General features: G+C 65.6%; 25 protein-coding genes and 2 riboswitches. Of the genes, 9 read left to right on the top strand and 16 right to left on the bottom strand.

The genetic code is table 11. From position 1 onward, the window contains the following. Positions 1 to 31: 31 nt before the first annotated feature. From ABRP28_RS19850 to ABRP28_RS19815, 8 genes are all read right to left on the bottom strand, one after another. The gene (locus tag ABRP28_RS19850; RefSeq protein ID WP_350004849.1) at positions 32 to 1,408 is read right to left on the bottom strand and encodes a molybdopterin molybdotransferase MoeA; all 1,377 of its coding nucleotides are present in this window, start codon (positions 1,406 to 1,408) and stop codon (positions 32 to 34) included. Next, positions 1,405 to 1,698: a DUF6457 domain-containing protein gene (locus ABRP28_RS19845; protein ID WP_231457541.1), complete on the bottom strand. Its 294-nt coding sequence runs from the start codon at positions 1,696 to 1,698 to the stop codon at positions 1,405 to 1,407. The genes ABRP28_RS19850 and ABRP28_RS19845 overlap by 4 nt, the downstream gene beginning before the upstream one ends. Positions 1,699 to 1,714: 16 nt before the next feature. Further along, a complete protein-coding gene (locus ABRP28_RS19840; RefSeq protein WP_350004853.1) occupies positions 1,715 to 2,359 on the bottom strand; it encodes a molybdenum cofactor guanylyltransferase in 645 nt (214 codons plus the stop codon). A 48-nt stretch (positions 2,360 to 2,407) separates the two neighbouring features. Then, positions 2,408 to 2,908, bottom strand: coding sequence for an HNH endonuclease (locus ABRP28_RS19835; protein ID WP_350004855.1), 501 nt, complete (start codon positions 2,906 to 2,908; stop codon positions 2,408 to 2,410). A gap of 278 nt (positions 2,909 to 3,186) precedes the next feature. After that, entirely contained in the window at positions 3,187 to 3,969 is a 783-nt protein-coding gene (locus ABRP28_RS19830) for an NlpC/P60 family protein (protein ID WP_350004857.1), read from the bottom strand. A 152-nt stretch (positions 3,970 to 4,121) separates the two neighbouring features. Continuing rightward, positions 4,122 to 4,817: an NlpC/P60 family protein gene (locus ABRP28_RS19825; RefSeq protein WP_350004859.1), complete on the bottom strand. Its 696-nt coding sequence runs from the start codon at positions 4,815 to 4,817 to the stop codon at positions 4,122 to 4,124. Between the two features lie 70 nt (positions 4,818 to 4,887). Further along, positions 4,888 to 5,061, bottom strand: a riboswitch (cyclic di-AMP (ydaO/yuaA leader). Between the two features lie 136 nt (positions 5,062 to 5,197). After that, positions 5,198 to 6,022, bottom strand: coding sequence for a M23 family metallopeptidase (locus tag ABRP28_RS19820; protein WP_374152991.1), 825 nt, complete (start codon positions 6,020 to 6,022; stop codon positions 5,198 to 5,200). Positions 6,023 to 6,032: 10 nt separating this feature from the next. Next, positions 6,033 to 6,274: riboswitch (cyclic di-AMP (ydaO/yuaA leader) on the bottom strand. Between the two features lie 106 nt (positions 6,275 to 6,380). Continuing rightward, positions 6,381 to 7,076, bottom strand: coding sequence for a metal-dependent transcriptional regulator (locus tag ABRP28_RS19815; protein ID WP_350004863.1), 696 nt, complete (start codon positions 7,074 to 7,076; stop codon positions 6,381 to 6,383). A 303-nt stretch (positions 7,077 to 7,379) separates the two neighbouring features. Here ABRP28_RS19815 and serC point away from each other — a divergent pair, with 303 nt between their 5' ends. After that, a complete protein-coding gene (gene serC, locus ABRP28_RS19810; protein ID WP_350004865.1) occupies positions 7,380 to 8,510 on the top strand; it encodes a phosphoserine transaminase in 1,131 nt (376 codons plus the stop codon). Positions 8,511 to 8,695: 185 nt separating this feature from the next. Here the strand turns inward: serC and ABRP28_RS19805 are convergent, their stop codons facing one another. Both ABRP28_RS19805 and ABRP28_RS19800 read right to left on the bottom strand, forming a co-directional pair. Then, positions 8,696 to 9,421, bottom strand: a complete 726-nt coding sequence (locus ABRP28_RS19805) for a DUF3027 domain-containing protein (RefSeq protein WP_350004867.1) — start codon at positions 9,419 to 9,421, stop codon at positions 8,696 to 8,698. A 6-nt stretch (positions 9,422 to 9,427) separates the two neighbouring features. Then, positions 9,428 to 9,811: a cold-shock protein gene (locus ABRP28_RS19800; RefSeq protein ID WP_066273868.1), complete on the bottom strand. Its 384-nt coding sequence runs from the start codon at positions 9,809 to 9,811 to the stop codon at positions 9,428 to 9,430. 225 nt (positions 9,812 to 10,036) lie between these two features. Here ABRP28_RS19800 and ABRP28_RS19795 point away from each other — a divergent pair, with 225 nt between their 5' ends. The 3 genes from ABRP28_RS19795 to ABRP28_RS19785 are packed head-to-tail and all read left to right on the top strand — an operon-like array spanning position 10,037 to position 14,425. Further along, the gene (locus tag ABRP28_RS19795) at positions 10,037 to 10,270 is read left to right on the top strand and encodes a hypothetical protein (protein ID WP_350004869.1); all 234 of its coding nucleotides are present in this window, start codon (positions 10,037 to 10,039) and stop codon (positions 10,268 to 10,270) included. A gap of 10 nt (positions 10,271 to 10,280) precedes the next feature. Next, positions 10,281 to 12,782 carry a helicase-associated domain-containing protein gene (locus ABRP28_RS19790; protein WP_350004871.1) on the top strand — a complete coding sequence of 834 codons (2,502 nt, stop codon included), beginning with the start codon at positions 10,281 to 10,283 and terminating at the stop codon, positions 12,780 to 12,782. Beyond that, positions 12,779 to 14,425, top strand: a complete 1,647-nt coding sequence (locus ABRP28_RS19785) for a DNA repair helicase XPB (RefSeq protein WP_350004873.1) — start codon at positions 12,779 to 12,781, stop codon at positions 14,423 to 14,425. Before ABRP28_RS19790 ends, ABRP28_RS19785 begins: the two co-directional genes overlap by 4 nt. A gap of 27 nt (positions 14,426 to 14,452) precedes the next feature. On the opposite strand, the gene ABRP28_RS19780 is transcribed toward ABRP28_RS19785, so the two are convergent. After that, positions 14,453 to 15,322: an FHA domain-containing protein gene (locus tag ABRP28_RS19780; RefSeq protein WP_350004875.1), complete on the bottom strand. Its 870-nt coding sequence runs from the start codon at positions 15,320 to 15,322 to the stop codon at positions 14,453 to 14,455. A gap of 5 nt (positions 15,323 to 15,327) precedes the next feature. Continuing rightward, positions 15,328 to 15,585: a hypothetical protein gene (locus ABRP28_RS19775; protein ID WP_066273863.1), complete on the bottom strand. Its 258-nt coding sequence runs from the start codon at positions 15,583 to 15,585 to the stop codon at positions 15,328 to 15,330. Positions 15,586 to 15,796: 211 nt separating this feature from the next. On the opposite strand from ABRP28_RS19775, the gene ABRP28_RS19770 reads away from it, so the two are divergent. The 4 genes from ABRP28_RS19770 to ABRP28_RS19755 all read left to right on the top strand — a co-directional run bounded on the left by ABRP28_RS19770 (position 15,797) and on the right by ABRP28_RS19755 (position 19,000). Further along, entirely contained in the window at positions 15,797 to 16,297 is a 501-nt protein-coding gene (locus ABRP28_RS19770) for a DUF427 domain-containing protein (protein ID WP_350004877.1), read from the top strand. Between the two features lie 72 nt (positions 16,298 to 16,369). Then, positions 16,370 to 17,080 (top strand): response regulator transcription factor, encoded by a 711-nt coding sequence (locus tag ABRP28_RS19765; protein WP_350004879.1) that lies wholly within the window; start codon positions 16,370 to 16,372, stop codon positions 17,078 to 17,080. Positions 17,081 to 17,082: 2 nt separating this feature from the next. After that, positions 17,083 to 18,606, top strand: a complete 1,524-nt coding sequence (locus tag ABRP28_RS19760; RefSeq protein ID WP_350004881.1) for a HAMP domain-containing sensor histidine kinase — start codon at positions 17,083 to 17,085, stop codon at positions 18,604 to 18,606. Positions 18,607 to 18,712: 106 nt separating this feature from the next. Then, the gene (locus ABRP28_RS19755) at positions 18,713 to 19,000 is read left to right on the top strand and encodes a WXG100 family type VII secretion target (protein WP_350004883.1); all 288 of its coding nucleotides are present in this window, start codon (positions 18,713 to 18,715) and stop codon (positions 18,998 to 19,000) included. 7 nt (positions 19,001 to 19,007) lie between these two features. Here the strand turns inward: ABRP28_RS19755 and ABRP28_RS19750 are convergent, their stop codons facing one another. Next, a complete protein-coding gene (locus ABRP28_RS19750; RefSeq protein WP_350004884.1) occupies positions 19,008 to 19,970 on the bottom strand; it encodes a ribonuclease HI family protein in 963 nt (320 codons plus the stop codon). 207 nt (positions 19,971 to 20,177) lie between these two features. On the opposite strand from ABRP28_RS19750, the gene ABRP28_RS19745 reads away from it, so the two are divergent. Then, on the top strand, positions 20,178 to 21,485 hold the full coding sequence (locus ABRP28_RS19745; RefSeq protein ID WP_350004885.1) for a sugar ABC transporter substrate-binding protein: 1,308 nt from the start codon (positions 20,178 to 20,180) through the stop codon (positions 21,483 to 21,485). 87 nt (positions 21,486 to 21,572) lie between these two features. On the opposite strand, the gene groL is transcribed toward ABRP28_RS19745, so the two are convergent. The 3 genes from groL to ABRP28_RS19730 form a co-directional block, all read right to left on the bottom strand. Further along, positions 21,573 to 23,207: a chaperonin GroEL gene (gene groL, locus ABRP28_RS19740; protein ID WP_142030283.1), complete on the bottom strand. Its 1,635-nt coding sequence runs from the start codon at positions 23,205 to 23,207 to the stop codon at positions 21,573 to 21,575. Between the two features lie 286 nt (positions 23,208 to 23,493). Further along, complete coding sequence (locus ABRP28_RS19735) at positions 23,494 to 24,798, bottom strand: ABC transporter substrate-binding protein (protein ID WP_350004887.1); 1,305 nt, start codon at positions 24,796 to 24,798, stop codon at positions 23,494 to 23,496. Further along, a complete protein-coding gene (locus ABRP28_RS19730; protein ID WP_146031895.1) occupies positions 24,795 to 25,001 on the bottom strand; it encodes a cold-shock protein in 207 nt (68 codons plus the stop codon). Before ABRP28_RS19730 ends, ABRP28_RS19735 begins: the two co-directional genes overlap by 4 nt. Positions 25,002 to 25,106: the final 105 nt, after the last annotated feature.

Raw genomic sequence — 25,106 nt, 5'->3', positions numbered from 1 at the left:
TGCCAGCGCAGCGGCCGTTCCCCTGGCCTCGTCAGCCAAGGAGCTCGCTCCAGTCCACTGGACCGGCGGCTGCGGGTTTGGCGGCTGTCCGGCCCGTCCGTCCCGCGCTGCGTGTCTTTGGTTTGGCGTTGGGGTCGGGGGGCGCAGGGATGGGCGGCCCCCAGGGCAGGGCGAAGGCAGGCACCAGTTCGCCGAGCTTCACCCCGTGGGGAGGAACAACCATTACGCCGTCGGCGGAGGCCAGTCCCCGCATCATGCCGGGGCCGGTGTGCTGGGCGGGCGAGGCCATCCCGTAGAGCAGGCGGAACGGCATAAGGCGGGTGCGCCCGGGTTCCGGCTCAAGGGTGGTTCCGCATGGCACTTCCTGCACCGCCGGCATGTCGCCGTGTCCCAGCGCCGCCAACAGCGGCGCGCCCACCGTGGACAGCGCGATCATGGCGGCAAGCGGATTCCCCGGCAATCCCAGCACGAAGCGTCCGTCCGGAAGTTCGGCCAGGACGGCAGGATGCCCCGGACGCATGGCCACGCCGTCGATGATCAAGCGGCCTCCCAGCTCCGCTACGGCCCTGCGAAGATGGTCCGTGCCGGATTTTCCCGTCCCGCCGGTGGTAATGACGACGTCGGCCGGCAGGTCCGGTGCACCCGGCTCCTCCGGCACCACGTCCTCCAGTGCGCCGAGCCACTCAGCATAGGAATCGCCGATCCTTTGCTGTCCGCCGGGTATCCCGCCCAGCATGCCCACCACTGCCGGCAGTTGCGGGCCGAAGGTGTCCCGGACCTGCCCGGGGACGGGCACGCCGTGGCCAACCACCTCGGAACCGGTCAGCAGCAGCCGGACCATCGGCTTACCCTGGACCACAAGTTCGTCGTACCCGGCAAGGGCAGCCAGCGCCAGATGCGCGGGGTTGAGCACCACTCCTGCCTTGACAAGGACGTCACCTTCCGAAGCCTCCTCACCCGCTTTCCGCACATGCTGGCCGGTGCGGGGCTCGCCGGGGCGGGCCGTCCCGCCGGTTACCAGGATGGGCAGTCCATCCTCGTCCTCGTCCAGCCGGGCGCTTTCGCTGCGCAGTACCGACTTGCCACCCAGCGGGATGAGCCCCCCTGTGGCGATAGGACTGGCCTGGTGGGGAGCAAGGGGGGTGCCGGGTTCAACAAGGATCCACGGCGCGGTGCCGTTCACCGCCCAGCCGTCCATGGCTGACGACGCATAGTGGGGCATGTCCTGCAGCGCCACAATATCTTGCTCAAGTTTTCGTCCGAGCGCCAGTTCAAGCGCGACCGGTCCGGCGGGAATCGGATGGGCGGCGTCAAAGGCGGCCTCGCGGGCCTCGTCCCACGTGTGGTCAAGGTGCCGGGGATGGTCAGCGTCGGGTTTGCTTGGTTCCTTCTGGGCGTCGCTGGTCATCCGCCGGGAGTCCCGGCGGCTTCAGCATCGTAGTCGGCGGCCAGGGCACGGGCCACGGCGAGCGCGGATTCCATGGAAGCGGCGTTCGTTGGCTGCCCGGACCCGGATGCCAGGCCAGCGGCGTAGCCGGCAATGAAGGTGGTCAGCGGCGCTGCCGGGCGGACCACTGAATGGGCGGCCACGCCAGCCAAGGCAAGGATGGCGTTGACATCCACCTGGACGTCCTCAAGCTCATAGGCCTGGAGCAGGGACCTGCACCACTCCTCCAGCGTTTCATCCTGACTCTTCACGAACGTGCCTCCCAAGTTAACTGCGGCTGCGCCGGTCCTGGCTGTTGTCCTGGCTCCCGGCGGCAATCCCTAGTGCGGCGGCATCATCCCACGTGTCCACGTCGGCCGTGGAACCTGCGGGGACGGTGACAGGCTGCACCTCCAGACTAGCAAGCAGCGAACGCACGGAGCCGTTGATTAGCGTACCGCGTGCAGCCAGTTCCGCTGCCGCCCTTTTTAACCCAGCCGTGCGGTACATGCCGGCCAGCGGCTGGAGGGTCCCGTCAGCAGAGCGGGCCATGACTCCGTCTCCCCTTGCCGGGACCAGCGCTTCCTTCAACACCGCCACGGCATCCTGGACAAGGGGCATATCGCACGCCAGCACGAGGGTGTATTCCGATGCGGGGCTGCAGTGCCGCGCAAGAGCCTCCAGCCCGGCGGAGATAGCAGCTGCCGGACCCGCGAACTCAGGCTCTTCCCGGCACCAGATCACCCCCGTAACCGTAGAATCTGCGCGCGGACCCACCACCACAGTGCTGGTGGCGCCCGCAGACGCGGCCAGCGCCCGCTGCAGGAGGGTGGCATGGTGGAACACGAGGTCCTGCTTGGGCACTCCGCCCAACCGGGACGACCGGCCGCCGGCCAGGATCACGGCATCGAAAGGCAACCGGCTCTCTTCCACTCCCCCAGCCTAGCTGTATGGATCAGGAATGCCTGGTGCAGGTTGGGGTCAAGCTGCGCGCTCGGGCAGCAGGAACGGATCCCACGCAGGGGTGGGCTTTTCGAGTTCCTTGATCTGCCAGATGGTTCCGTGCGGGGGTTCCGGGACGAATCTCAGCTTCCACCCCATTTCAGCAGGAGTATGGTCGCCCTTGACGTTGTTGCAACGAAGGCAGGCCGCCACCAGGTTCTCCCAGGAATCCGCACCGCCGCGGGACTTGGGGTGGACATGGTCGATGGTGTGGGCCGCTTTTCCGCAGTAGGCGCACCGGTGGCCATCGCGCCTCAGCACGCCCCGGCGGCTGACAGCGGTGGCCTGGTTGTACCTCGGACGGATATAGCGGTTCAGGAGGATAACGGACGGGCGGCCCAATATCTCCTGGGGGCCCACCACGGGATCGTCACCCTCAGCAACCACACTGGCTTTACCCGTGAGCACAAGCACCAGCGCCCGGCGGAACGTGATAACCGCCAGCGGTTCATATCCAGCATTCAGAACGAGAGTGCGCATGCACGTACCTCTTCACGGCCGCACCCGTCAGGGGCACGAGGGCCGGCTGCCCTCGGCATGTCCGGGCTATGGATCGACACCACAAGAGTAAACATAGAAGCCCACTATCAGCTAATCGCGGTTTCCCAAAACTGCCGTGTCGGGCCAGCGGGCGTATCGGGCGGCCGGGGGCTGCGCCTGGCCGGTAGCCACCCAACCGGCGTTTAAAAGCAAGAACCCCTGCCGCCAGGGCAGGGGTTCTTGTGCCGCCCCTGTGGGACGGCCTAGCGCGGAGCTAATTAGTTCACGCGGATGAAAACGGGGCCGGAGCCAACGTTGGCGCTGAAGACGACCGTCTGGTTTCCGTTGTATCCACCGTGGACGGCCTGGCCGTTGCCCGCGTAGACAGCGATGTGGGCCATGCCTGCGCCACCGTCTGCGTAGTAGATCAGGTCGCCGGGCTGCGCTTCGGCGGCGCTTACGGTGCGGCCCAGGGAGAGGTAGCCTGCGGGCCAGTCGTGGAAGTTGATGCCCACTGCTGCCAGGGAGTTGGTGACCAGCATGGTGCAGTCCTGGGTGACACCCAGCTGGGCGTACGCTGCCGAGAGGATGGCTGCGCCCTTGCCGCTGGCGGAAGCAGCAGGAGCTGCAGCGGGCGCGGAGGCTGTGGTTACCTTGGCGGTTACCTTGGGGGCTGCAGCAGGCTGGGCGGCGGCCGGAGCCGGCTCGGCTTCCTTGACCTCAACAGGCGCGGGCTCTTCCTCGACAACGACGACAGGCGCGGGCGTGGTGGTAACGGCCGGCTTTTCGAAGGTGATGGCGATGGTGGAGGCAGCGGAGATCGGCGCCTCGACGGAGGACTCTACTTCCAGGGTGGACGCGGGGGCAGAGTCGCGCTGGACGCTGGAGTCAGCTGCGTTTGCAGCGATGCCGCTGGTGAGCACCAGGCCGGAAGCGGCGGCGATAACCGCTGCCTGGCGGCCCATGCCACCGGCGTTGTCGCCAACAGCCTTGGCAATAACAGCGATTGAGTTGGTCTTGGTGACTTCGGCGCGATGCCGTGCGGTGGCACGAGTAGTCATCAGTTCTCTCTTTCGTTTTCCTCAGGCCGTTGTGGGCACCAAGGGGTCTGGGCCTGCCGGCATCTTGGGGGTACGCCGGCAGGCCCCGAACGGGGATGTGGTGTGTGGAAAGGGGTGCAAAGAAATAGTTCTTGGGCCCGAAGGCCCAAGAACTATTTGTTGATCGTGAAGAAGGCGGAGCTTCCGGTGGCGGCTACCGAGTGGAGGAGCGTGCCCTGGGAGGGGTTGAGCGCGCTGATCATCATGCCGTTGCCCACGTAGATGCCCACGTGCGCGCCACCGTTCTGCATAACCAGGTCACCCGGCTGCGGAGTGGAGGTGGGCGTCATTGCGGTCCAGGCGTTGACGCGCGGGATGCTGATGCCGGCCTGGGCGTAGACCCACTGGGTGAACCCTGAGCAATCCCAGCCGTTGGGGGTGGTGCCTCCCCAGACGTAGGGACGGCCGATGCCGGTGTATGCGAGTGCGGCAATGCCGGAGGTGGAGGCCGAGGAAACCGTCTCTGCCAGCTTCTCAGCTGCAGCTTCGGGAGCCGCTGCGGTGGAGGCCGTCCGGGTAGCGGCAGCAGCGCGGTCCTCCGAATCGGTGGACTGCGCCCGCACGGGAGCCGGCTTCGGTGCGGCGGTGGTCTTCACCACGGGACGCTCGAAGGAGACAGTCGCGGTGGGTGCTGCGGTGACCGCCAGGGCGGACTGGGCAGACCCGGACTCGGTGGAAGCGGAAACGCCGGCGGTGGTGTCCGCGGCGTTGGCAGGCAGGCCCATGCTGAGGATGAGACCGGAAGCAGCTGCGATAACCGCAGCCTGGCGACCTACTGTCCCGGCATTGGCACTAACAGCCTTGGACACTGTGTCCAAGGGGTTGGTACGAACCGTTTGCGCACGGTGGCGCGCAGAATGATGGCGTGAAGACACGAAGGTAGCCTCTCCCAATGCCTGCGAGGTGAGCTGTCGGATTCGGATGGGAGTCACCCGGCCGCGCGGCTTCCAAGGAAGTTTTGCGACTTAACCCCAAGGCCTTCGCTGAAGCAAAGACCAAAATTGGTTCCCCCGCCCCTGCCAGACGATGAAATGCGAACGGACCTTGAGCGGTGGCAGAGCTAGGCAATCCGCACAAGAGCGTCAACTTCGGAAAAGTTGACGCGAGTTAGACGGTACAGCAGTTTTCGGTGAATGTCACATTCAGGTCACGGCGGGTCACGATGATTCGATAGCAAACCATCATTTGACTACAGCCAGCCCGTGGGATCGACGACTTCGCCGTTGACCTGCACCTCGAAGTGAAGGTGGCAGCCGGTGGAAGCACCCGTGGTTCCGCTGAGGGCCAGGACATCGCCCCGGGAGACCGTCTGTCCCTCCGTGACGCTGATGGACGAAAGGTGGTTGTACGTGGTTTCCAGGCCGTTGCCATGGTCCACCACCACCCGGTTTCCACCGCCGTACTGGTGCCAGCCCACGAACGTTACGGTGCCGGTGGCAGCCGCCAGCACCGAGGTGCCGCATTGGGCAACGTAGTCCTGGCCGCGGTGGAAGTCACCCGCGCCGCCGGTGATGGGGCTGACCCGGTAACCGAACGCGGAGGCAGTGGAGAGCGCGGCCAGCGGAGCGCCGAGGCTTCCGGCCGAGGCCGCGCGGGACACCGAACCTGCGGACTGGGCGCTGAGCAGCTGCTTCAGCTTGCCATCGGGGTCTGCCTGGGTCACCACGGCAGAGCGGCTGAAGTCGATCTGGGCGCCGGCCTCCGCGGATACCTGCGGCTGCGGGGTAACAGCAGATGCTGCCACCGGGGTAACGCCGCTTGCGTTGTCGGTTGCCATGACGGGACTTGTTGCCGGAACGGTCACTGTCAACACCAGGCCGGTGGCAGCAAGAGCGATTCCGGCCTTCTGTGCGATCCCGCTGGCTGCGGCAAATTCGGTGATCTGCCGGAAGGGTCCTCGACGGCGGCGGGCGTCACGGTGCGGATCGCGGGGGCGTTCCGTGGTGATGACCTCGACAACGCGCGGCGTTGAAACGGGAGACGCCGCGCGGCGGCGCCCCTTGGGGGTCTCTATGGACAAGAAGGGTTCCTCTCTGGAAAGCCTGCGAAGTTAGCTGTCGGATTCGGGTCAGAGAGTTCAAAGACCCGGTCCGCCTAGGCAAGCCCGGCACAGAGGTATCCCCGGAAGGATCCTTCACTGGAAGAGGCTTGCTGCTGACGGACTTCACCCCAAGGCAGTCCCCCGTCTGCCGGTTGTGGTTCCCCCGCCTCTGCCAGTAATGACTCGTGCACCTGATCCGCTGGCAGAGCTCGGCTCCGGATCAGGTAACGCTTTAGTATCTACGCTTGCGTTTAACTATAGGGCCAGAAGGCTCGAAGTAACAATTCCGTTATCTTTGGCTGATGCGCTCCGAGCGGGTACAACGGGAGAGTTACCGGATGGCGACGAAGACGTGGGCCGCCACCTCAGGCGGCAACTCCAGCGCACCTTCGATGCCGGGCACCCGGACCGAAATGTAGTCCCCCACCCGCTCCAGCGAGACTGCGGCTCCCGGACGGATTCCGCCCTCATCCAGCTGGACCAGCAGCTCGGGCTCCACCTGGATCGGCTCAGCCAACCGGCTTACGGTCACCTCCGACGCCGGGCCATAGGACTTCATTGCTTCAAGCAGGCTGATGGCGCCGTCAGCGAAGCCTGCGGACGCCTGGCCCCCAAGGGCAGCCAGGCCAGGGATAGGGTTTCCGTACGGTGACTCGGTCGGATGGTCAAGCAGTTCGTAGATGCGCCGCTCCACGCGTTCGCTCATAACATGCTCCCAGCGGCAGGCTTCGTCATGGACGTACGCCCAGTCCAGGCCGATAACGTCCGCCAGCAGCCGCTCCGCCAGCCGGTGCTTGCGCATCACTTCGGTAGCGCGCTTCCGGCCGGTTTCCGTCAGCTCCAGGTGCCGGTCGCCGGAGACAACCACCAGGCCATCCCGCTCCATCCTGCCGATGGTCTGGGAGACCGTGGGTCCTGAGTGGCGCAGGCGTTCGGCGATCCGGGCCCGGAGGGCAACGATGTTCTCTTCCTCAAGCTCCAAGATGGTCCGAAGGTACATCTCCGTAGTGTCGATCAGATCCGTCATCCAGCTCAGCTCCTCGAGCGCAGTACCTTGCGTTGTCCCACCGTATATCGCCATCCGCGCGACGTAGTCCGTTGGAAAGCTTAGCCTATTTTGACTTTGTCCGAATAGTTGGCGGCCGCCGCCGGGGCCCGTCCCAACGTCTTGGTCTCTGTCTCAATTTCTGGACTATGACGGTGCCGGTTCCCGCCCCACCGCCTGTTCAGGCAGAATGAGGGGGGCCGAAAGTCGCAGTCACAGCCGACTGTCCGCCAACCAACCACCCGTCCGGACCCCAACCGCGTCCACGCCGACATTGGAGCACCTGTGAGCGAAAACAGCATCACTATTCCCGCCGACCTCCTGCCCAAGGACGGACGGTTCGGCGCCGGCCCGTCAAAGGTCCGGCAGGAGCAGATCGATGCGCTTTCCGCTGCTTCCAAAACCATCCTCGGAACCTCGCACCGGCAGGCTCCGGTGAAAAACCTGGTCGGGTCCGTACGCGAGGGCCTCAGCCAGTTCTTCCGTGCCCCCGAGGGCTATGAAGTGGTCCTCGGCGTCGGCGGTTCCACTGCGTTCTGGGACATTGCCAGCTTCGGCCTGGTGGAGCAGAAGGCCCAGCACCTCTCGTTCGGTGAATTCGGGTCCAAGTTCGCTGCCGCCACCAACAAGGCGCCCTTCCTGGATGCCTCATCAATCATCAAATCCGAACCAGGTACGCGCCCTGCTGCCCAGGCTGAAGCGGGTGTCGATGCCTACGCCTGGCCGCAGAACGAGACTTCCACGGGCGTCTCCGCCCCCGTGAAGCGGGTAGCGGGTGCCGACGAGGGCGCGCTGGTGCTGGTCGACGCGACGTCGGCCGCCGGCGGCCTGGACGTGGACGTGGCGGAGAGCGACGTCTACTACTTCGCCCCGCAGAAGAACTTTGCCTCCGACGGCGGACTCTGGCTTGGCCTGTTCTCCCCCGCCGCCCTGGACCGCGCGGCGCGTATCAAGTCCACCGACCGCTGGATCCCCGATTTCCTCGACCTGCAGACCGCAATCGACAACTCACGGCTGAACCAGACCTACAACACGCCGTCGCTGTCCACCCTGGTGACACTGGATGCACAGGTGCAGTGGCTGAACGCCAACGGCGGCCTGGACTTCGCCGCCGCGCGCACTGCCGATTCCGCCGGCCGCATCTACAGCTGGGCCGAAGCTTCCGAATTCGCCACCCCGTTCGTCACCAACCCGGACGAGCGCTCCAACGTCATCGCCACCATCGACTTTGACGAGTCAGTGGATGCAGCCGTGGTGGCAAAGGTCCTGCGGGCCAACGGCGTCGTGGACACCGAGCCCTACCGCAAGCTCGGCCGCAACCAGCTGCGCATTGCCACTTTCGTGGCCATCGAGCCCGACGACGTTTCTGCGCTGCTGGCCAGCATCGACTTCGTGGTGGGCGAACTGCGCAAGTAGCGGTCCGCCGGCAGTCCGGCCGCGGCTCACCAAAGGGTCGCGGCTCACCGAACTGGGGGCGTTACCGAGCTGCCGGGCCTTACCGAGCTGGGCAGGGCATTAATGTACGACGGCGCCGCCCGGGAACAGTTCCGGGCGGCGCCTTTGTGTACGTGGTGAAGACTGCGTCCTGGGGTGCGGCCTGCCTAAGGCTTGGCGGCGCTGTCTTCAGTGGGCTGGGCTTCTACGGGCTGGGCTTCTACAGGCTGCGCTTCCGCGAACGGGCCGGGCGCACCAGGGGCGGCGGCTCCGGCTTCAGCAGGCCCAACGACGGGCCCGGTTCCGGCAGGCTCCGTTGCGGCCGCGTCCTGGCTCCCGGCCCCCGGGGCGCCGTCATGGGCCTCGCCTTCTGCCGGATTGGTTTCCTGCCCGCCAGTTTCCGGTTTCCCTACCCGTACCTGGTCCTGCTCCTGGTCCTGTTCCTGCTCGTCCTCGGGCCGGACGCGTTCAGCCCACGGCACCCACTCCGGGGCAAGGATCGAATCTTCCGACGGCAGCAGGCCGAGCTCGCTGACCGTGACCACCTTGGAGCGGGAGTTGCGGGTAAGTACCGCATACCACTGCCAGCCCAGGTAGCCAGGCAACCTGGATTCAAACAGGTGCGTTACCAGGCGGTCGCCCTCGCTTTTGGCAGCCAGATGGCGGCCAATGGTGGGCGCAGCCGTTATTTCCTCCACAGCCGAACGCGCCGTGTCCACGGCAGCGGCGAGGAAGGCATCCGGCTTCCCTGTGCGCCATGCCGGGACGCCCGCTCGGCGCTTGGACACAGCCCTGGCCCCTGCAACGGCCGGGCCGGCGGCGCCCGGGCCACCCGTCGTCGTGCCGTCCTGTTCCGGCACAGCTGGGACCGGCTGTTCAGCTTCGGGGTTCATCAGTGCCTAAACGTCCAGCTCGTCGGCAACCTTACGCAGGGCAGCGGCGATGGCCTTGCCCTTGTTGCCTTCCGGGTATTTGCCTGCGGAGAGGGTTCCGGACAGATTGTCCAGGACCGTCACCAGATCCTGCACGAGAGGAGCGAGGTCCTTGGCACTGGGCCGCTTTGCCTTGGCAATGGAGGGTGTCTTGTCCAGCACGCGCAGGCCCAGGGCCTGGGCGCCCTTCCGGCCGTCAGCCACACCAAATTCAACCCTGGTGCCGGCCTTAAGCTCTGTTACGCCCTCGGGCAGCGACGATTTAGGCAGGAATACCTCCTGGCCGTCCTCGCCCGCGAGGAAACCAAAGCCCTTGTCCTTGTCATACCACTTGACCTTGCCGGTAGGCACGTAATCAACCTTCTTCGTTCTGCGTCTTTTGACACGGCCGCCCGCCACCGCATCCGCATTGCTGTGCGGGTTTAGGGTATGGCGGCTGCAGACCGTGTTGGTCTATCCCTCAAGGTTATCCTGCCCACCGCCCTATTCCTGCTTTAACCCGCCCCGCAGAGCCATTCAAGGGCTCCGCGGAGCAACGTTCACGCCGGAGGGTGCGGGAGCTGTAGCGTTACGTCCATGACACCCTCGCGTTATCGGCGTGCCCTGATGATCACCGCCGCAGCTGTCGCCGTGCTCTCCCTGGTGGCGGTAGGGGCTGTGATGGCTTTGGCTTTCGCGGGGTCAGTGGCCCCCGCCTGGGTGACGTACTCGGCGCTCTACGGCCTGCCGCTCGCCTTCCTCCTGATGCTTTTCCTGGTTCTGGACAGCGTTGCCGGGCGGCGCCGGGCAGGAAAGCCGGACCAGCGGTAACGTTGGACTGATGTCCCTCATTCGCGCGTTGAGCAAGGAGCTGGAGGCACGCAGCGACGATTCCCTGCGTGCGCTGTTCGACGCCCGGCCGGACCTCATTTCTCCGCCTGTCCCCGACTTCAGTGCCCTCGCGGCGCGGGCCAGCGCCCGGCTCAGCGTGCAGCGTGCGCTGGAGCGGCTTAACAGGCCACAAATGCAGGTCCTCGAAACACTGCACCTGTGCACCAATACGGACACCGGGCACAGCGCCTCGGCGGCCGGACTCCGCAAAATGATTCCGGGATCGTCGGGAGCCGCGGTTGAGCGGATCCTGCATACGCTGCAGGAGCTGGCGCTGGTGCACCGCGCCGAGCCTCCGCACGGGACCCCGGATTCTGCGGCAAAACAGCGCCACTACCTGCCAGTGGGTTCCTTGAAGGACGTGGTGGGGATCTATCCCGCCGGGCTGGGCAGGAGCTACACGGAACTCGTCCGGCTGCAGCCTGCCTTCGCGCAGCGCGTTGTCCAGCTGGTCTCCGAGCTGCACCGCAGCGGCGTGGCCATCCATGACGCCACCACGCCCATGGAGGCCGCGCTTGCGCTGCAGCACTGGACTTCCTCTCCTGACGCCCTCAACAGCATCCTGTCTACTGCCCCGGAGCGGACGACGGCGCTGCTCGCCAGGTTCCGCAACTGGGCTATGGGCGCAGTCCCCCAGGCACAACGCAAGGCTTCCATCACCACGGAGGGGTCCGACGTCGGGCCCGTCGACTGGCTGCTGGCACGCGGACTGCTGGTGCCGCTGGACGCCGCGCACTTGGAGCTGCCCCACAGCGTGGGGCTCTCACTGCGCGGCGGGGCGATCATCAATGATTTCACTTTGCAGCCCCCCGTCCCTGAGCTTGGCCGGACCTCGGCGGTACTTCGCAGGAACGCTGCGCTCAGCGCAATATCGGAAACGTTGCGGCTCATGGGCGAGCTCCTCCACGCCGTACGGGACCAGCCCCTGGCTACGCTGCGCAGCGGGGGCGTAGGGGTGCGCGAAATGAGGCGGCTGGCCGAATTGCTGCGGATCGACCACCAGCAGGCGGGCCTCCTGCTGGAACTGGCCGCGCTGGCAGGCCTGATCCGGCTGGACGTCGATTCCTCGTCCTGGGTCCAGCCTCCGCAGCTGGAATGGCTTGCCCTGCCGCGCCAGGAGCAGTGGCTCTGGCTGGTAAATGCCTGGCTGGCCAGCGAGCGGGTACCGTCCCTGGTGGGCCAACCCATTAATGGTTCGCGCGGCGGGCCGGCGGCGCACCGTTCCGCCTCTGGAAGCACCATTATTGCGTTGTCGGCCGAAGCCCAACGGCCTGATGCCCCGCTGGTCCGCAAACGCATCCTCGAAATCCTGCACGAGCTGACCGTGGAGGCGGGCCCGGCGGACGGCACCGCCCCGGTGCTGGACGCGGCAGCGGTTCTCCAGCGCGCCGAGTGGGCCCAGCCGCGGATGGCACGGCGCTTCAGCTCGATGATCCGCGGCGTTCTCAGCGAGGCTGAGCTCCTGGGCCTGGTGGGCTCCGGCGCCCTCAGCCAGTTGGGCAGCGCGCTGGCGGAAGACAACCCTGAGGCCGCCCTTGCCATCCTGGGCGAACACCTGCCGGCGGCTTTGAGCCATGTCCTGCTCCAGGCAGACCTGACCGCAGTCGCCCCCGGGTACCTCGCCCCCGCACTGACCGAAAAACTGCTGGTCCTGGCTGATGCCGAAGGCCAGGGGCCGGCCACCATCTACCGCTTTTCGGAAGCCTCCATCAAGCGGGCCCTGGACACGGGATATGACGCTGCCGGCATCATGGACTTCCTTCGCGAGCACTCCGCCACCGCGGTGCCCCAGCCGCTGCAATACCTCGTGGAGGACACAGCCCTGCGTCATGGAAGGCTCCGCGTGGGGACAGCGGCCAGCTTTGTCCACAGCGAGGACGAGGGCACCTTGCTGGAGCTCCTTTCCGGGCCGAAGGCAGCTGCCCTGAAACTGGAGAAGATCGCCCCCACGGTCCTGGTCTCCTCCGCGCCGCCGCGGGAAACCGCGCAGGTTCTCCGCAGCCTGGGCCTCTCCCCTTCCGTGGACGGCGCGGATGAGCCCGTGGTCCGGCTCCGCGGAACCCACACCGCCCAGGACGCCCGCCCGGTGTACACCGCGCCGCGGACGGCGCCCGGGACGGAGGAGGTGGAAGCCCAGCTCGCGGTCCTGCGCCAGGGCGGCGCCGCCGTCGGACACCGCGGTGGCTCCGGAGACCACACCGGCGAGACGGGAACGCAACTGGGACTCGAGGCCCTGCAGCGCGCCATCAGGCTCAAGCAGCGGATCAGCATGAACGTGGTGGACGGCCTGGGGAATGCCAACCTGGAAACGGTTGTTCCGCTCTCTGTAAGCGGCGGACGCGTCCGGGTATTTGATCCAGCCAAGGAAACAGAACGGGTGCTGTCCATCCACCGCATCATCGACATTGAGGCTGCAGGGGAATCTGCGCCAGTGAGGGACTTCCCGGCGTGAACGACGGACCTTTGATCGTCCAAAGCGATAAGACCATCTTGCTTGAGGTGGATCACGAGCTGGCCACCGAAGCCCGCCATGCCATCGCACCCTTCGCCGAACTCGAGCGCGCCCCGGAGCATATGCACAGCTACCGGCTCACGCCGCTGGGGCTCTGGAACGCCCGCGCCGCCGGACTGGATGCGGAGAAGGTGCTGGACACATTGCTGAAGTACTCGCGCTTCCCGGTACCCCATTCGCTGCTGATCGATGTCGAAGAAACCATGTCCCGGTACGGACGGCTGCGCCTGGAAAAGGACCCGCAGCACGGGCTGGTCATGCGGACCGATGACTATCCTGTCCTGGAGGAAGTGATCCGGGCCAAGAAGATCCAGCCGCTGCTGGGCCCCCGGATTGACGGCGAAACCGTGGTGGTGCATGCCTCCCAGCGTGGGCAGCTCAAGCAGCTGCTGCTGAAGATCGGCTGGCCTGCGGAGGATCTTGCGGGCTACGTGGACGGCACCCCGCACCTGATCGCGCTGAATGAGGACGGCTGGAAGCTGCGGCCATACCAGCAGATGGCGAGCGACAACTTCTGGTCCGGAGGCAGCGGCGTGGTGGTGCTGCCCTGCGGCGCCGGGAAGACCCTGGTGGGGGCCGCGGCCATGGCCACCGGCTCCACCACCACCCTGATCCTGGTGACCAACACCGTGGCCGCGCGGCAGTGGAAAGATGAACTGCTCAAGCGCACGTCCCTCACCGAGGAAGAAATCGGCGAGTACTCCGGAGCGGTCAAGGAAGTCCGCCCGGTGACCATTGCCACGTACCAGGTCCTCACCATGAAACGCGGCGGCCTCTACCCCCACCTTGAACTGGTGGACGGACACGACTGGGGGTTGATCATCTACGACGAGGTGCATCTCCTGCCCGCGCCGATCTTCCGGATGACGGCGGACCTCCAGGCAAGGCGGCGCCTTGGCCTGACGGCAACGCTGGTACGGGAGGACGGCCGCGAGGGCGAGGTGTTCAGCCTGATCGGGCCCAAACGGTACGACGCCCCCTGGAAGGACATCGAGTCGCAGGGCTACATTGCGCCTGCTGACTGCGTGGAAGTCCGCGTCGACCTGCCCAAGGACGAACGGGTCGCCTACGCCATGGCTGAGGACGCGGACAAATACCGCCTGTGCGCCACCTCGGAGTCCAAGACGCAGGTGGTGGAGCAGCTGGTTGGCCGGCATGCCGGTGAACAGCTGCTGGTTATCGGCCAATACATCGACCAGCTGGATGAGCTCGGCGAGCGCCTCAACGCACCCGTGATCAAGGGCGACACCTCGGTGAAGGTGCGCCAGAAACTGTTTGACGCCTTCCGGGCCGGGGAAATCCAGACCCTGGTGGTGTCCAAGGTGGCCAACTTTTCCATCGACCTTCCCGAGGCATCGGTTGCCATCCAGGTGTCGGGCTCATTCGGTTCCCGGCAGGAGGAAGCCCAGCGGCTGGGCAGGCTCCTGCGGCCCAAAAAGGACGGCCGCTCGGCACGCTTCTACTCCCTCGTGGCCCGGGACACGCTGGACCAGGAGTTCGCCGCCAAGCGCCAGCGGTTCCTTGCGGAACAGGGCTATGCGTACCGGATCATGGACGCCAAGGATGTGGAAACGGCTGACTAGGACCATTGCCCGTCAGGCAGAGCAGGGTCAGGTGACGCCGCGCGAGCTGTCCCTTTCCATAGTTCCGGTCCGCGGATCGAGCTGCGGGCGCTCGTAAGCCAGTTCCCCACCGCTGCGGCCGCCGTAAGGACGCCCGTGGTCGGCGAATTCTTCCCGGAAGAAGGCGAGGCACCACTGCCCCATCTGTATCCTGGCGCCTGTACGGAGCACTGAAGGGCCGCCCTGCACCACGCTGCCGCTGACAGTCCCATGCGGCACCAGGACGTACTCGTCCAGCTCGTCATGCCTGATCTCGGCGTGGAGCCCTTCCAGCCCGTCCAGGACGATGTCGGAGCCCGGGTCGCTTCCGATGGTGGTCTTCTCCCCCGCAAGCGTTACCTCCCGGGGGATCTGCCCGGTCCATGTGGCTGCGTCCTGCACGAAGATCAACCGGGGCCGGCCGCTGCCCCGGGTGTAGTGGGTCGTGGTGATCCGGCGGCTGATTTTCCGCCGGACGGTGGGAAGCAGGGGCAAGGGGGTGGACGGCGGCAGCAGCGGGACCGCCGCAGACTTGCGCCGGCCCTGCCTGACAATCGGCACGAGTGCTCCCAGTTTGCCCAGTTTGATGTGCGGGGAGCGGGTCACCAGACGCTGCGAGGCTGGGCTTTTCACCGCGCCCAGGCTCACGATGCTGCCGTCGGGACCGGAGAGGGTGACGCTGAGCCCCTTCCCTGCCAGCATCTCCGCCAGGGGCCTGATTTCCTCGAGTGACGGGATGCCTCCGCCTCCCAGGGGTGCCAGGCTGTCCATGGACACCGTGACGTCCGTGCCCGAGCACCGGGCACTTCCCCTAGTGACCGATCCGGTCCCGTCTGTGTAGGAAAAGTCCAGGTCCATGTCCAGGCGGTATTCAGCCATCTCCGTCAGCCACGGTTCAGATCGGAGCCGGCAGCATCCTTGTCACTGGTTGTGACGCGCAGGCTGCCGTTCAGCTTCCAGGTGGCGCGCGGAGCATCGGGGCCAATGTCACGCGGCACTTCGATGGTCATGTCCACGAACTGGTAGTTGATCGCGGCACCCTTGCCGGTGAGATATGACCACATTTCCTCTGCCAGGTCCGCCCAGTCACGGATGCTGCGTTCATTGGATGCGGTGTTTTCGGATGCACTCAGGTCAGTCATGATGCTTATCCCCTTCATTGGGCCGGAAATCATTGAAAAACGTGGTGTGGAGCAGCCAAGCGTAGATCTGCGGGCGGGAGGCCCTGTGATACCGGATCGGGACGGAGGCAGCCCGGCACCATCACTGTATTCCCGTGCTGCACCGGGCGGAAGGAGTGCAGCACGGAACGTTCTCACTCTGTTTTGGGTTCCCGTCGGGCACACTGGAGGCATGCGCCGCAACGTTACCCCCGATGTGCCCCGTCCCGGACAGGAATCCGCGTGGGACTACCCCCGGCCCCCGCGCGTCGAGCCGGGGACCGAACGGATCCGCATCGTCCTGGGCGGCGAACTGATCCTCGACACCGTTGACTCGCTCCGGGTCCTCGAAACCAGCCACCCGCCGGTCTACTACCTGCCCCGCTCGGCGTTTCGGCCGGGAGCTTTGGCGCCCGCACCCGGAACCAGCTTTTGCGAGTTCAAAGGCACGGCGCACTACCTCACTGTCCGAGGGGGCGGGGCGGTGGCTGAAGCAGCAGCGTGGTTCTACCCGGAGCCAGCAAAGGGGTATGAGGCACTGGCTGACCGGGTGGCCGTGTACACGGGCAGGATGGACTACTGCGAAGTGGAGGGCGAGCGTGTCCGTCCGCAGGCAGGGGGCTTCTACGGCGGCTGGATCACTGACCGGGTAGCCGGCCCGTTCAAGGGCGAACCGGGGACCATGGGCTGGTAGGCCTCGGCTTTCCCCATCGGGCTTCCATCCAACGTCCAGACAACTCCCAGAGTCTGGGAGCATGATGGAAGCATGAACAAGAACGGTCCAGAAGCGAAGCTCCTCGTTGTCGACGACGAACCCAACATCCGCGAGCTGCTCTCCACCTCGCTGCGGTTTGCCGGATTCGACGTCGTTTCGGCGTCCAACGGGCGTGACGCCCTTGCCGCCGCGGATGCCCACGCCCCGGACCTGGCCGTGCTGGATGTCATGCTCCCTGACATGGATGGGTTCACCGTTACCCGCCGGCTCCGCGCCGCGGGGAAACACTTCCCTGTCTTGTTCCTCACCGCCAAGGACGACACCGAGGACAAGGTCACCGGGCTCACTGTCGGCGGGGATGACTACGTCACCAAACCCTTCAGCCTCGATGAGGTGGTGGCCCGGATCCGGGCTGTCCTGCGGCGGACGCAGCCGATGGTGGATGACGACGCCGTGATCCGCGTGGACGACCTTGAGCTCGACGACGACGCCCACGAGGTACGCCGCGGCGGCACCGTCATCGAGCTCTCCCCCACCGAGTTCAAGCTGCTCCGCTACCTCATGCTCAACCCCAACCGGGTGCTCTCCAAGTCGCAGATCCTGGACCACGTCTGGGAGTACAACTTCAACGGTGACGCCTCCATCGTGGAGTCGTACATTTCCTACCTTCGGCGGAAGGTAGACATCGATCCCGACGCCCCCGCGCTGATCCAGACCAAGCGCGGCGTGGGCTACGTGCTCCGGACGGCAGAAAAGCGCTGACCTTGCTGCAGCGATGGAAGTCGGCGTCCCTGAGGACGCAGCTGGTGGCCATGATCATGGCGCTGCTGATAGTTGCCCTGACGGTGACCGGAGCTGGAACGTTGGCGCTGCTGCACAGTTACCTGCAGGCGCAGGTGGACGACAAGCTGTATGCAGCTGTTGACCTGGCCCGGAAACAGCGCTCCTTTACGCCCCTGCAGGCTCCCACCAACCCAATGGTCCCCACAGATTATTCGCTGATTCTCTTCGCCCCGGGCGAAGACCCGTATCCGTTCGGCGGCGATGTGGACAACCGCCCGGACATCAGCTCCATCTCTGTGGAGCAGGCCCAGGCACGCGGGGCGGTCCCCTACCAGGTGCGCGGCACGGACGGCGAGAACTGGCGGGTGGTCGCCGTACCCGTCCAGAACGGCCAGACGACTGCAGTGGTGGCCATCGGACTGCCCCTGCGGAGCGTGGACGACGTCCTCAAGCACGCCACCCTGGTGGTGACTGGAGTGGGTCTGCTGACGCTGCTGCTCGCATCCCTCATTGCAAGCTGGACCGTCTCCCGTTCCTTCCGGCCCCTTGCCCGGGTGGAAAAGACCGCGGCTGCAATCGCCGCGGGCGATCTCTCCCGCCGCGTGGAGGTCGAAAACCCCGGCACCGAGCTGGGGCGGCTGAGCAGGTCATTGAATGCCATGCTCGCCCATATCGAAACAGCCTTCGCGGCACGCACTGCGTCGGAGGCGAGGATGCGGCGGTTCGCGGCCGATGCCTCCCACGAGCTGCGGACCCCGCTGGTGACCATCAGAGGTTTCTCCGAGCTGTACCGGCATGGTGCGCTGGCCACGGAGGAGGACGTGTCCACTGCCATGGGGAGGATCGAAAGCGAAGCCAAGCGCATGGGTTCGATGGTGGAGGACCTGCTGCTGCTGGCCCGCCTTGATGAGCAGCGTCCGCTGCAGCAAAAGCCCGTGGACCTGCAGCTCATTGCGCACGACGCCGTAGTGGATACCCAGGCCAGCGACCGCTCCCGCGTGATTTCGCTGACGGGGCTCGACGGCGGTCCCGCCACACCGGCCCCCGCCCTAGGCGACGAAGCCAAGCTCCGCCAGGTAGTAGGCAACCTGGTGGGCAACGCCCTGCGTTACACCCCGGAGGGCAGCCCCATCGAGCTGGCGGTGGGGGTCCGGCCGGCGGAAGACGGGCAGCTTCGCTCCGTCATCGAAGTTCGGGACCATGGTCCGGGCATCTCGGAAGAAGACGCGTCCAAGGTCTTCGAGCGGTTCTACCGGGCGGACACGTCCAGGACGCGGGACACGGGAGGCAGCGGGCTGGGACTCGCCATCGTTGCCGCGATCGTGGGCTCCCACGGCGGCAGCGTTCGGGTTGAAAAGACCGACGGCGGCGGCGCCACCCTTGTGGTCAGCCTCCCGCAGCGTGACGACGTTCCGGATTCGGGAATGGGCGTGAATGAGAGCCGCATGGCAGCGGACCGCGTGGACGAGAAGAAGGGCAACGGCGGCGAAGTTATGCACATATAGCCGCCGGCGGTGGAAGCGTCCGGTGCAGTTTACCTACGCTCGAGGGCAAGGGGCCGGACCGGCCGGGCCCGCAGGCGCAAGTTGCCGCACAGCGAGAGGCACCACCATGAGCATCATCTCGGTCGATACCGAACTCCTTCAGCTGAAGTCCGCCAGCGTCCAGGCCACGGTGGACAGAATCAGCGCCGACGTCCAGGCCATGAAACGAGGCCTGGACGAACTCCAGGGTTCGTGGCGGGGCTCTGCCGCCACAAACTTCCAGGCACTCATCACTGAATGGACCCTTACGCAGGGACGGGTGGAAGCCTCACTTGCATCCATCAACACGGCGCTTGCCTCAGCAGCGGCAACCTACGCGCAGGCGGAGCAGGGGAATACCCAGCGGTTCAGCTGAGCGGTGGCTAGGCTTCGGGTGTGCCCTGGTGGAACCGCAGCCGCCACCGGCCGCCATCCAGCACCCACAGTGAGCTTCGCAGAGTGGTGCCGGAGCGTGCATAGCTGCGGTAGGTAAGGAGGACCGCCTCCGCACCGATGCGTTCCGCGTCCAGGATCTCAATGTCCGTACGCTCGCCAGGGTCCTCCTCGAGGGCCATCATCATGGCGTCCCGGGTCCACATCCTGCCCGAACTGCCGATCTCCGTGAAGTCGGGGTGGAGCAGGACCGCTGTCCGGCCGATATCCCCGCGAACCAGCGGCCCCAGCAGCTCTCGTTCAAGTTCCTCCACGATGGCCTCAGGCGGGGCTTCAGCTGCTTTTGCGGCAGTCCCAGGCTCATCGAACCCGCGGTTATCCAGCTGGCTGAACAGGTCCGGTTCCTCGTAGGCCACTGCCTGTTTTTCTGGTTGCAGCGGTGCGCTTCGGGCTTCCTGCTTTGCCGGCGCCGGGTGGGCATGGTGGGCCCCGGGATATCCTGGCCCTGAACGGGCAGCCACGCCCTGCTGGTAGGCCGTTGCGGCGGCCCTGGCACGTTCGTCGGCGGCCTCGTTCAGGTCATGCCCGGCATGCCCCTTCACCCACTCGAAGGTGTACTTCCGGCCGGCAAGCTCCCGGTCCAGTTCCTTGAGGAGGTCCACATTGAGGACCGGCTTGCCGTCGGCTTTGCGCCAGCCCTTCCGCTTCCACCCCGGCATCCACTTGGTAATCGAATTGATGACGTACTGGCTGTCACACAGGATGTGAAGGTCCTCCTGGGGAAGGTGGGCCGTGGCGCGCAACAGGTCCAGGACCGCCATCAGTTCGCCCTGGTTGTTTGTCCCATGGGGCCACCCGCCCGCACGCCAGCAGTCGTCATTCACATACCAGGCCCAGCCGGCCGGACCGGGGTTTCCCAAGGCCGAGCCGTCAGCCGCTGCAGTTATCGTCACCGGTCCATCCTGCCAGACGGCCATGACAAACCGGAGACCGGCCCCGGCCATCGCCTGGAAAGCGGTTACCAAAAGTACTTGACGCGGACGGAGCGGGACAGGCAGAATCGCTGTATTGAAACGAGAAAGCGTTTTCTCATTCGCCCGATGTACACAGATGCAGCGGCAGCCGACGGGAAGCGCCCTCAGCACCAGGAAGGCACATCAATGACGATCCCAACCCTCAGCCGGAGGAAATTCCAGCTCGGCGCAGCAGCAGTTGCGCTTTCCCTCCTCGCCACAGGCTGCGGCACCTCTTCAGGCTCGGAGAGCAACGAGGAAGTAACCCTCAGGTTTGCCTGGTGGGGAAACGAGTACCTCAACGCCCAGACCGAAAAGGTGATCGACGCCTTCGAGGCGGAACACCCGAACATCAAGATTGAGTCTGAGCCCGGCGAGTGGGGCAGCTATTGGGACAAGCTTGCCACCAAGACTGCGGCCAACGATGCGCCGGACGTTATCCAGATGGACCAGAAGTACATCGCTGAATACGGCGGGCGCGGGGCGCTCCTTGACCTGTCCAAGCAGGAAGGCATCGATACTTCCAAACTTGATAAGGAAGCACTGGCCTCGGGCCAGTATGACGGTGCCCAGTACGGACTCAGCACCGGCCAGAATGCCTACGTCATCATGGCCAACACCAAGGTCTTCGAAGCTGCGAATGTTCCCATCCCGGATGACACCACCTGGACCTGGGACGAATTCATGGAAACAGCCTCGAAGATCAGCGCCGCCGGAGACGGCAAGAACTACGGCGCCGCGTACGGCAGCAATGAAGCAGACCTGATCATCTGGCTGCGCCAGCATGGGGAAAACCTGTATTCCCAGGACGGCAAGCTCGACTTCGATACCGCCACCGCAGCATCCTTCTGGGAGCGGCTGAAGGAACAGCGCGATTCCAAGGCAAGCCCACCGGCCACGGTGGCCACAGAAGACTCCGGCGCCGGGCTCGAGGAAAGCCTCTTCGGCACCAACAGGGTGGGCATGGCGTGGTGGTGGACCAACCAGCTCGGATCCCTCGAATCCACCACCGGGAGCAGCATCAAGATGCTCCGGGCACCCAGCATCGACGGCTCAGCGGCTGAGAACGGGATGTACTACAAGCCCACCATGTTCTGGTCCGCCTCGTCACGCTCCAAGCACCCGGAAGCAGCTTCCACCTTCATCAACTACCTGGCCAACAGCCCGGAGGCCGGGGCAATCCTGATGACGGACCGCGGCGTGCCTACCAACACGGACATCGTTGAAAGCATCACGCCGTCCCTGAAGCCTGCCGATACCACGGTGGTGGGTTTCCTGAAGGACATTGCCCCCGATATCAAGGAGGCGCCACCGGTCCCGCCGGTGGGCGCAGGCAGCGTGCAGAACGTCATCAAGCGCTACACCGATGAGGTCCTCTATGACCGCCTTACCCCCCAGGCCGCAGCTGAAGCCTTCAAGAAGGAAGTTGAAGGGATGCTGGCCAGCGCCAAGTAGTAACAGCCCGCGGTAAACACAAATGCGGCCCCCTCTCCGGAGGGGGCCGCATTTGTGTGCAGCGGGACAGGTCCCGGCATGGAAGGCTTAGAAGCCGCCCATGCCGCCCATGCCGCCCATGTCGTCTCCGCCTGCGGGGGCAGCGTTCTTCTCGGGCTTGTCAGCCACCACTGCTTCGGTGGTGAGGAACAGGCCGGCGATGGAAGCCGCGTTCTGCAGGGCAGAGCGGGTTACCTTGACGGGATCGTTGACGCCGGCAGCCAGCAGGTCGACGTACTCGCCGGTTGCTGCGTTCAGGCCGTGGCCTGCGGGCAGGCCGCGGACCTTGTCCACAACCACGCCCGGCTCGAGGCCTGCGTTGAAGGCGATCTGCTTCAGCGGAGCGTCGATGGCAACGCGGACGATGTTCGCCCCGGTTGCTTCGTCGCCGGACAGCTGAAGGTTGGCGAATGCCTTGGCTCCGGCCTGGATCAGGGCCACGCCGCCACCGGCAACAATGCCTTCTTCAACTGCAGCCTTGGCATTGCGGACTGCGTCCTCGATGCGGTGCTTGCGTTCCTTGAGCTCAACCTCGGTGGCAGCACCGGCCTTGATGACTGCAACGCCGCCGGCCAGCTTGGCCAGGCGTTCCTGCAGCTTCTCGCGGTCGTAGTCGGAGTCCGAGTTCTCGATCTCGGCGCGGATCTGGGACACCCGGCCCGCGATCTGGTCGGCGTCGCCGGCACCTTCAACGATGGTGGTCTCGTCCTTGGTGACAACAACCTTGCGGGCCTGGCCCAGGAGTTCCAGGCCGGCGTTTTCCAGCTTGAGGCCCACTTCCTCGGAAATGACCTGGCCGCCGGTGAGGACGGCGATGTCGGCAAGCTGTGCCTTGCGGCGGTCGCCGAAGCCCGGAGCCTTGACGGCGACGGACTTGAAGGTGCCGCGGATCTTGTTGACGATCAGGGTGGCCAGGGCCTCGCCCTCGATGTCCTCAGCGATGATCAGCAGCGGCTTGTTGGACTGCATGACCTTTTCCAGGACAGCAACCAGTTCCTTGACGTTGGAGATCTTGGAGTTGACGATCAGGATGTACGGATCCTCGAGGACCGTTTCCTGGCGCTCAGTGTCCGTGACGAAGTAGGCGGAGATGTAGCCCTTGTCGAAGCGCATGCCTTCGGTGAGCTCGAGCTCCAGGCCGAAGGTGTTGGACTCCTCGACCGTGATGACGCCTTCCTTGCCCACCTTGTCCAGGGCTTCGGCGATCAGCGCACCAATTTCGTCGTCACCGGCGGAGATGGAGGCGGTTGCCGCGATCTCTTCCTTGGTTTCGATTTCCTTGGCGGAGTTCAGCAGTTCGGCGGTGACGGCGTCAACGGCCTTCTCGATGCCGCGCTTGAGGGACAGCGGGTCGGCGCCGGCGGCAACGTTGCGCAGGCCTTCCTTGACCAGGGCCTGTGCCAGCACGGTAGCCGTGGTGGTGCCGTCGCCAGCAACGTCGTCAGTCTTCTTGGCAACTTCCTTGACCAGCTCGGCGCCGATCTTCTCGTAAGGATCGTCCAGCTCGATCTCCTTGGCGATGGAAACACCATCGTTGGTGATCGTGGGGGCGCCCCACTTCTTTTCGAGGACGACGTTGCGTCCACGCGGGCCGAGGGTGACCTTAACGGCGTCGGCGAGGATGTTCAGGCCCCGCTCAAGGCCGCGGCGTGCCTCTTCATCAAATGCAATGATCTTGGCCATAACGGCAGTAGTCCTTTCGGGACAGTCGTTAAGAATGAACCTTCGCTGCAGTGCCCGCGACGGACGACCCGTTGCCGGCGGCCTCTGTATGCCTTCGGGTGAGGGTCTCACTCCAGTTAGGTGTTTCTTCGCTCCTCGACCGGTGCCGGCGCCGCTGGCAGAAGCCACGCTTTGCTAGCAGTCGGTACGTCAGAGTGCTAACTCAATAATTAGCACTCCCCACGTGAGAGTGCAAGCGAATAAGCAGCGCAAAGCGCCCTGGCGGGGGCGTCTTCGCCGAGGGCGATCAGCCGGCGGCGCGGCCTGCCGTTTCTACGCCGGTGGCCGTGGGAATGTTGTCGGCGCCATACGTGAAGACCGTGAAGGTGGCTGAGGTGATGTCACCGTTGGCGTCGAACGCGACAGGGCCTGATTCGCCGTCGTAATTGATGCCTGTCCCGGCCCTGAGGCCGCCCAGGCACTCTTTGTAGGAGGGACACCCCGCTGGCGCCAGGATCGCCCCGGAAGCACGCGGTGCACCCGAAGCACTGGAAGCACCCGCAGTCCCGCCGGACACGCTGACCAGGTTGGCGGCGATCGAGCGCCCGGCATCATCCTCTGCGTTGGCAGCCGCGAGGGCGGCAAGGGTGACGGCGTCGTACGTTTCCGCGGCGAACGAAACATCCTTTAGTTTGCCGTCCACGGCCAGCAGCCGCTCCTGGAAACCGGCAGAGGGAAGCTGCCCGGGGACCACCGCGCGGGCGCCGTCCAGCGCCTTGGCACCGAGCTTGGACCCGTACCGCGCGAAGGCGCCGTCACTGAGAATGATGCGTGAGCCGGCAATTCCGGCATTGTTCAGTTCAGCGAGGGCACCCTGGGCGCCGTCACGGGCTATCAGGATCACCGCATCGGCTTTGGCTTCCCCTGCCTCACGGGCGGCTTCGCCCGCCTCGCCCGGCGTGAACTCCCCGCTGGCTGCCACGTCCAGTCCGGCCTGTTTGGCTGCAGCGGAAACAGCCGCCGAAACGTCCTTGCCGTAGGAGCCTTCCTGGTACAGGACCGAGATGGTGGCGGCTCCGGCGTCCTTGGCGAGCTTGGCCAGCACGGGTCCCTGCGCGACGTCGGCGGCGGCCGTCCGGAAGTAGTATCCGCCGCTGGCAATGCTGCTGAGCGCGGCCGCGGTGTTGGCAGGGGAGATCAGCGGAGTCCGCGCCCTGGAGAGGATATCGACGGCCGCAGCGGCATGGCTGGAGTCCGTGGGGCCGATGACTACATCCGCCTTGGCCTGGACCAGCGCCTGCGCCTGGGACGCTGTGTCCACGCCGGCTTCAACAGGCAGGAGTTCCACCTGACGGCCCTTGTGCCCGCCGGCGGCGTTGATCTCCTTGACGGCGAGCTTGGCGGCCGCCCGTTGGGGACCGTTCAGAAAGCCGTTGGCACCGGTGTTGTCCAGGATCAGGCCAACCCTTAGCGTGCCGTCCCCCGAGGCCTCCGCCGGCTCCGTGCGCGCATTTCCAGTCACTCCGGAGCAGGCGGTCAGGGCCAGCGTGCCGCAGAGGGCTGCGGCGAACAACGGGCGGATGGCGGCAGCGGAAGAAAACGGGTGCTTCACTCGGCCGGCCGGACGCTTTCGGCCTGCGGGCCTTTCTCGCCTTCGCCGACTTCAAGTTCCACACGCTGGCCTTCATCCAGCGCACGGTAGCCCTCACCCTGGATGGCGGACCAGTGGACAAAGATGTCGTCCCCGGAGCCGTCAACGGTGATGAAGCCGTAGCCCTTTTCCGCGTTGAACCATTTGACGGTTCCTCGTGCCATGATGACCACTCTTTCCGTTAGGTGCGGGGTGTTCCGCCGGTGCCGCCGTGACTCGAAGCCCGGAATTCACTTTAGCCAATGCGCACCGGCAGCGCCGGGGCACTG

This window comes from Pseudarthrobacter sp. WHRI 8279 (assembly GCF_040224115.2).
In the GTDB taxonomy this organism is placed as follows: domain Bacteria; phylum Actinomycetota; class Actinomycetes; order Actinomycetales; family Micrococcaceae; genus Arthrobacter.
Note: the sequence above shows the minus strand (reverse complement) of the source record. Positions and strands in the feature narration are given on the sequence as shown.

Bases quoted from the DNA above. Each gene is read 5' to 3' on its own strand.
- ABRP28_RS19805 (WP_350004867.1), bottom strand. From the start codon at position 9,421: ATGAACCCCGAAGCTGAACAGCCGGTCCCAGCTGTGCCGGAACAGGAC.
- groL (WP_142030283.1), bottom strand. From the start codon at position 23,207: ATGGCCAAGATCATTGCATTTGATGAAGAGGCACGCCGCGGCCTTGAG.
- ABRP28_RS19730 (WP_146031895.1), bottom strand. From the start codon at position 25,001: ATGGCACGAGGAACCGTCAAATGGTTCAACGCGGAAAAGGGCTACGGC.
- ABRP28_RS19770 (WP_350004877.1), top strand. From the start codon at position 15,797: ATGCGCCGCAACGTTACCCCCGATGTGCCCCGTCCCGGACAGGAATCC.
- ABRP28_RS19765 (WP_350004879.1), top strand. From the start codon at position 16,370: ATGAACAAGAACGGTCCAGAAGCGAAGCTCCTCGTTGTCGACGACGAA.
- ABRP28_RS19745 (WP_350004885.1), top strand. From the start codon at position 20,178: ATGACGATCCCAACCCTCAGCCGGAGGAAATTCCAGCTCGGCGCAGCA.
- ABRP28_RS19830 (WP_350004857.1), bottom strand. From the start codon at position 3,969: ATGACTACTCGTGCCACCGCACGGCATCGCGCCGAAGTCACCAAGACC.
- ABRP28_RS19815 (WP_350004863.1), bottom strand. From the start codon at position 7,076: ATGACGGATCTGATCGACACTACGGAGATGTACCTTCGGACCATCTTG.
- ABRP28_RS19795 (WP_350004869.1), top strand. From the start codon at position 10,037: ATGACACCCTCGCGTTATCGGCGTGCCCTGATGATCACCGCCGCAGCT.
- ABRP28_RS19835 (WP_350004855.1), bottom strand. From the start codon at position 2,908: ATGCGCACTCTCGTTCTGAATGCTGGATATGAACCGCTGGCGGTTATC.
- ABRP28_RS19780 (WP_350004875.1), bottom strand. From the start codon at position 15,322: ATGGCTGAATACCGCCTGGACATGGACCTGGACTTTTCCTACACAGAC.
- ABRP28_RS19790 (WP_350004871.1), top strand. From the start codon at position 10,281: ATGTCCCTCATTCGCGCGTTGAGCAAGGAGCTGGAGGCACGCAGCGAC.
- ABRP28_RS19755 (WP_350004883.1), top strand. From the start codon at position 18,713: ATGAGCATCATCTCGGTCGATACCGAACTCCTTCAGCTGAAGTCCGCC.
- ABRP28_RS19775 (WP_066273863.1), bottom strand. From the start codon at position 15,585: ATGACTGACCTGAGTGCATCCGAAAACACCGCATCCAATGAACGCAGC.
- ABRP28_RS19850 (WP_350004849.1), bottom strand. From the start codon at position 1,408: ATGACCAGCGACGCCCAGAAGGAACCAAGCAAACCCGACGCTGACCAT.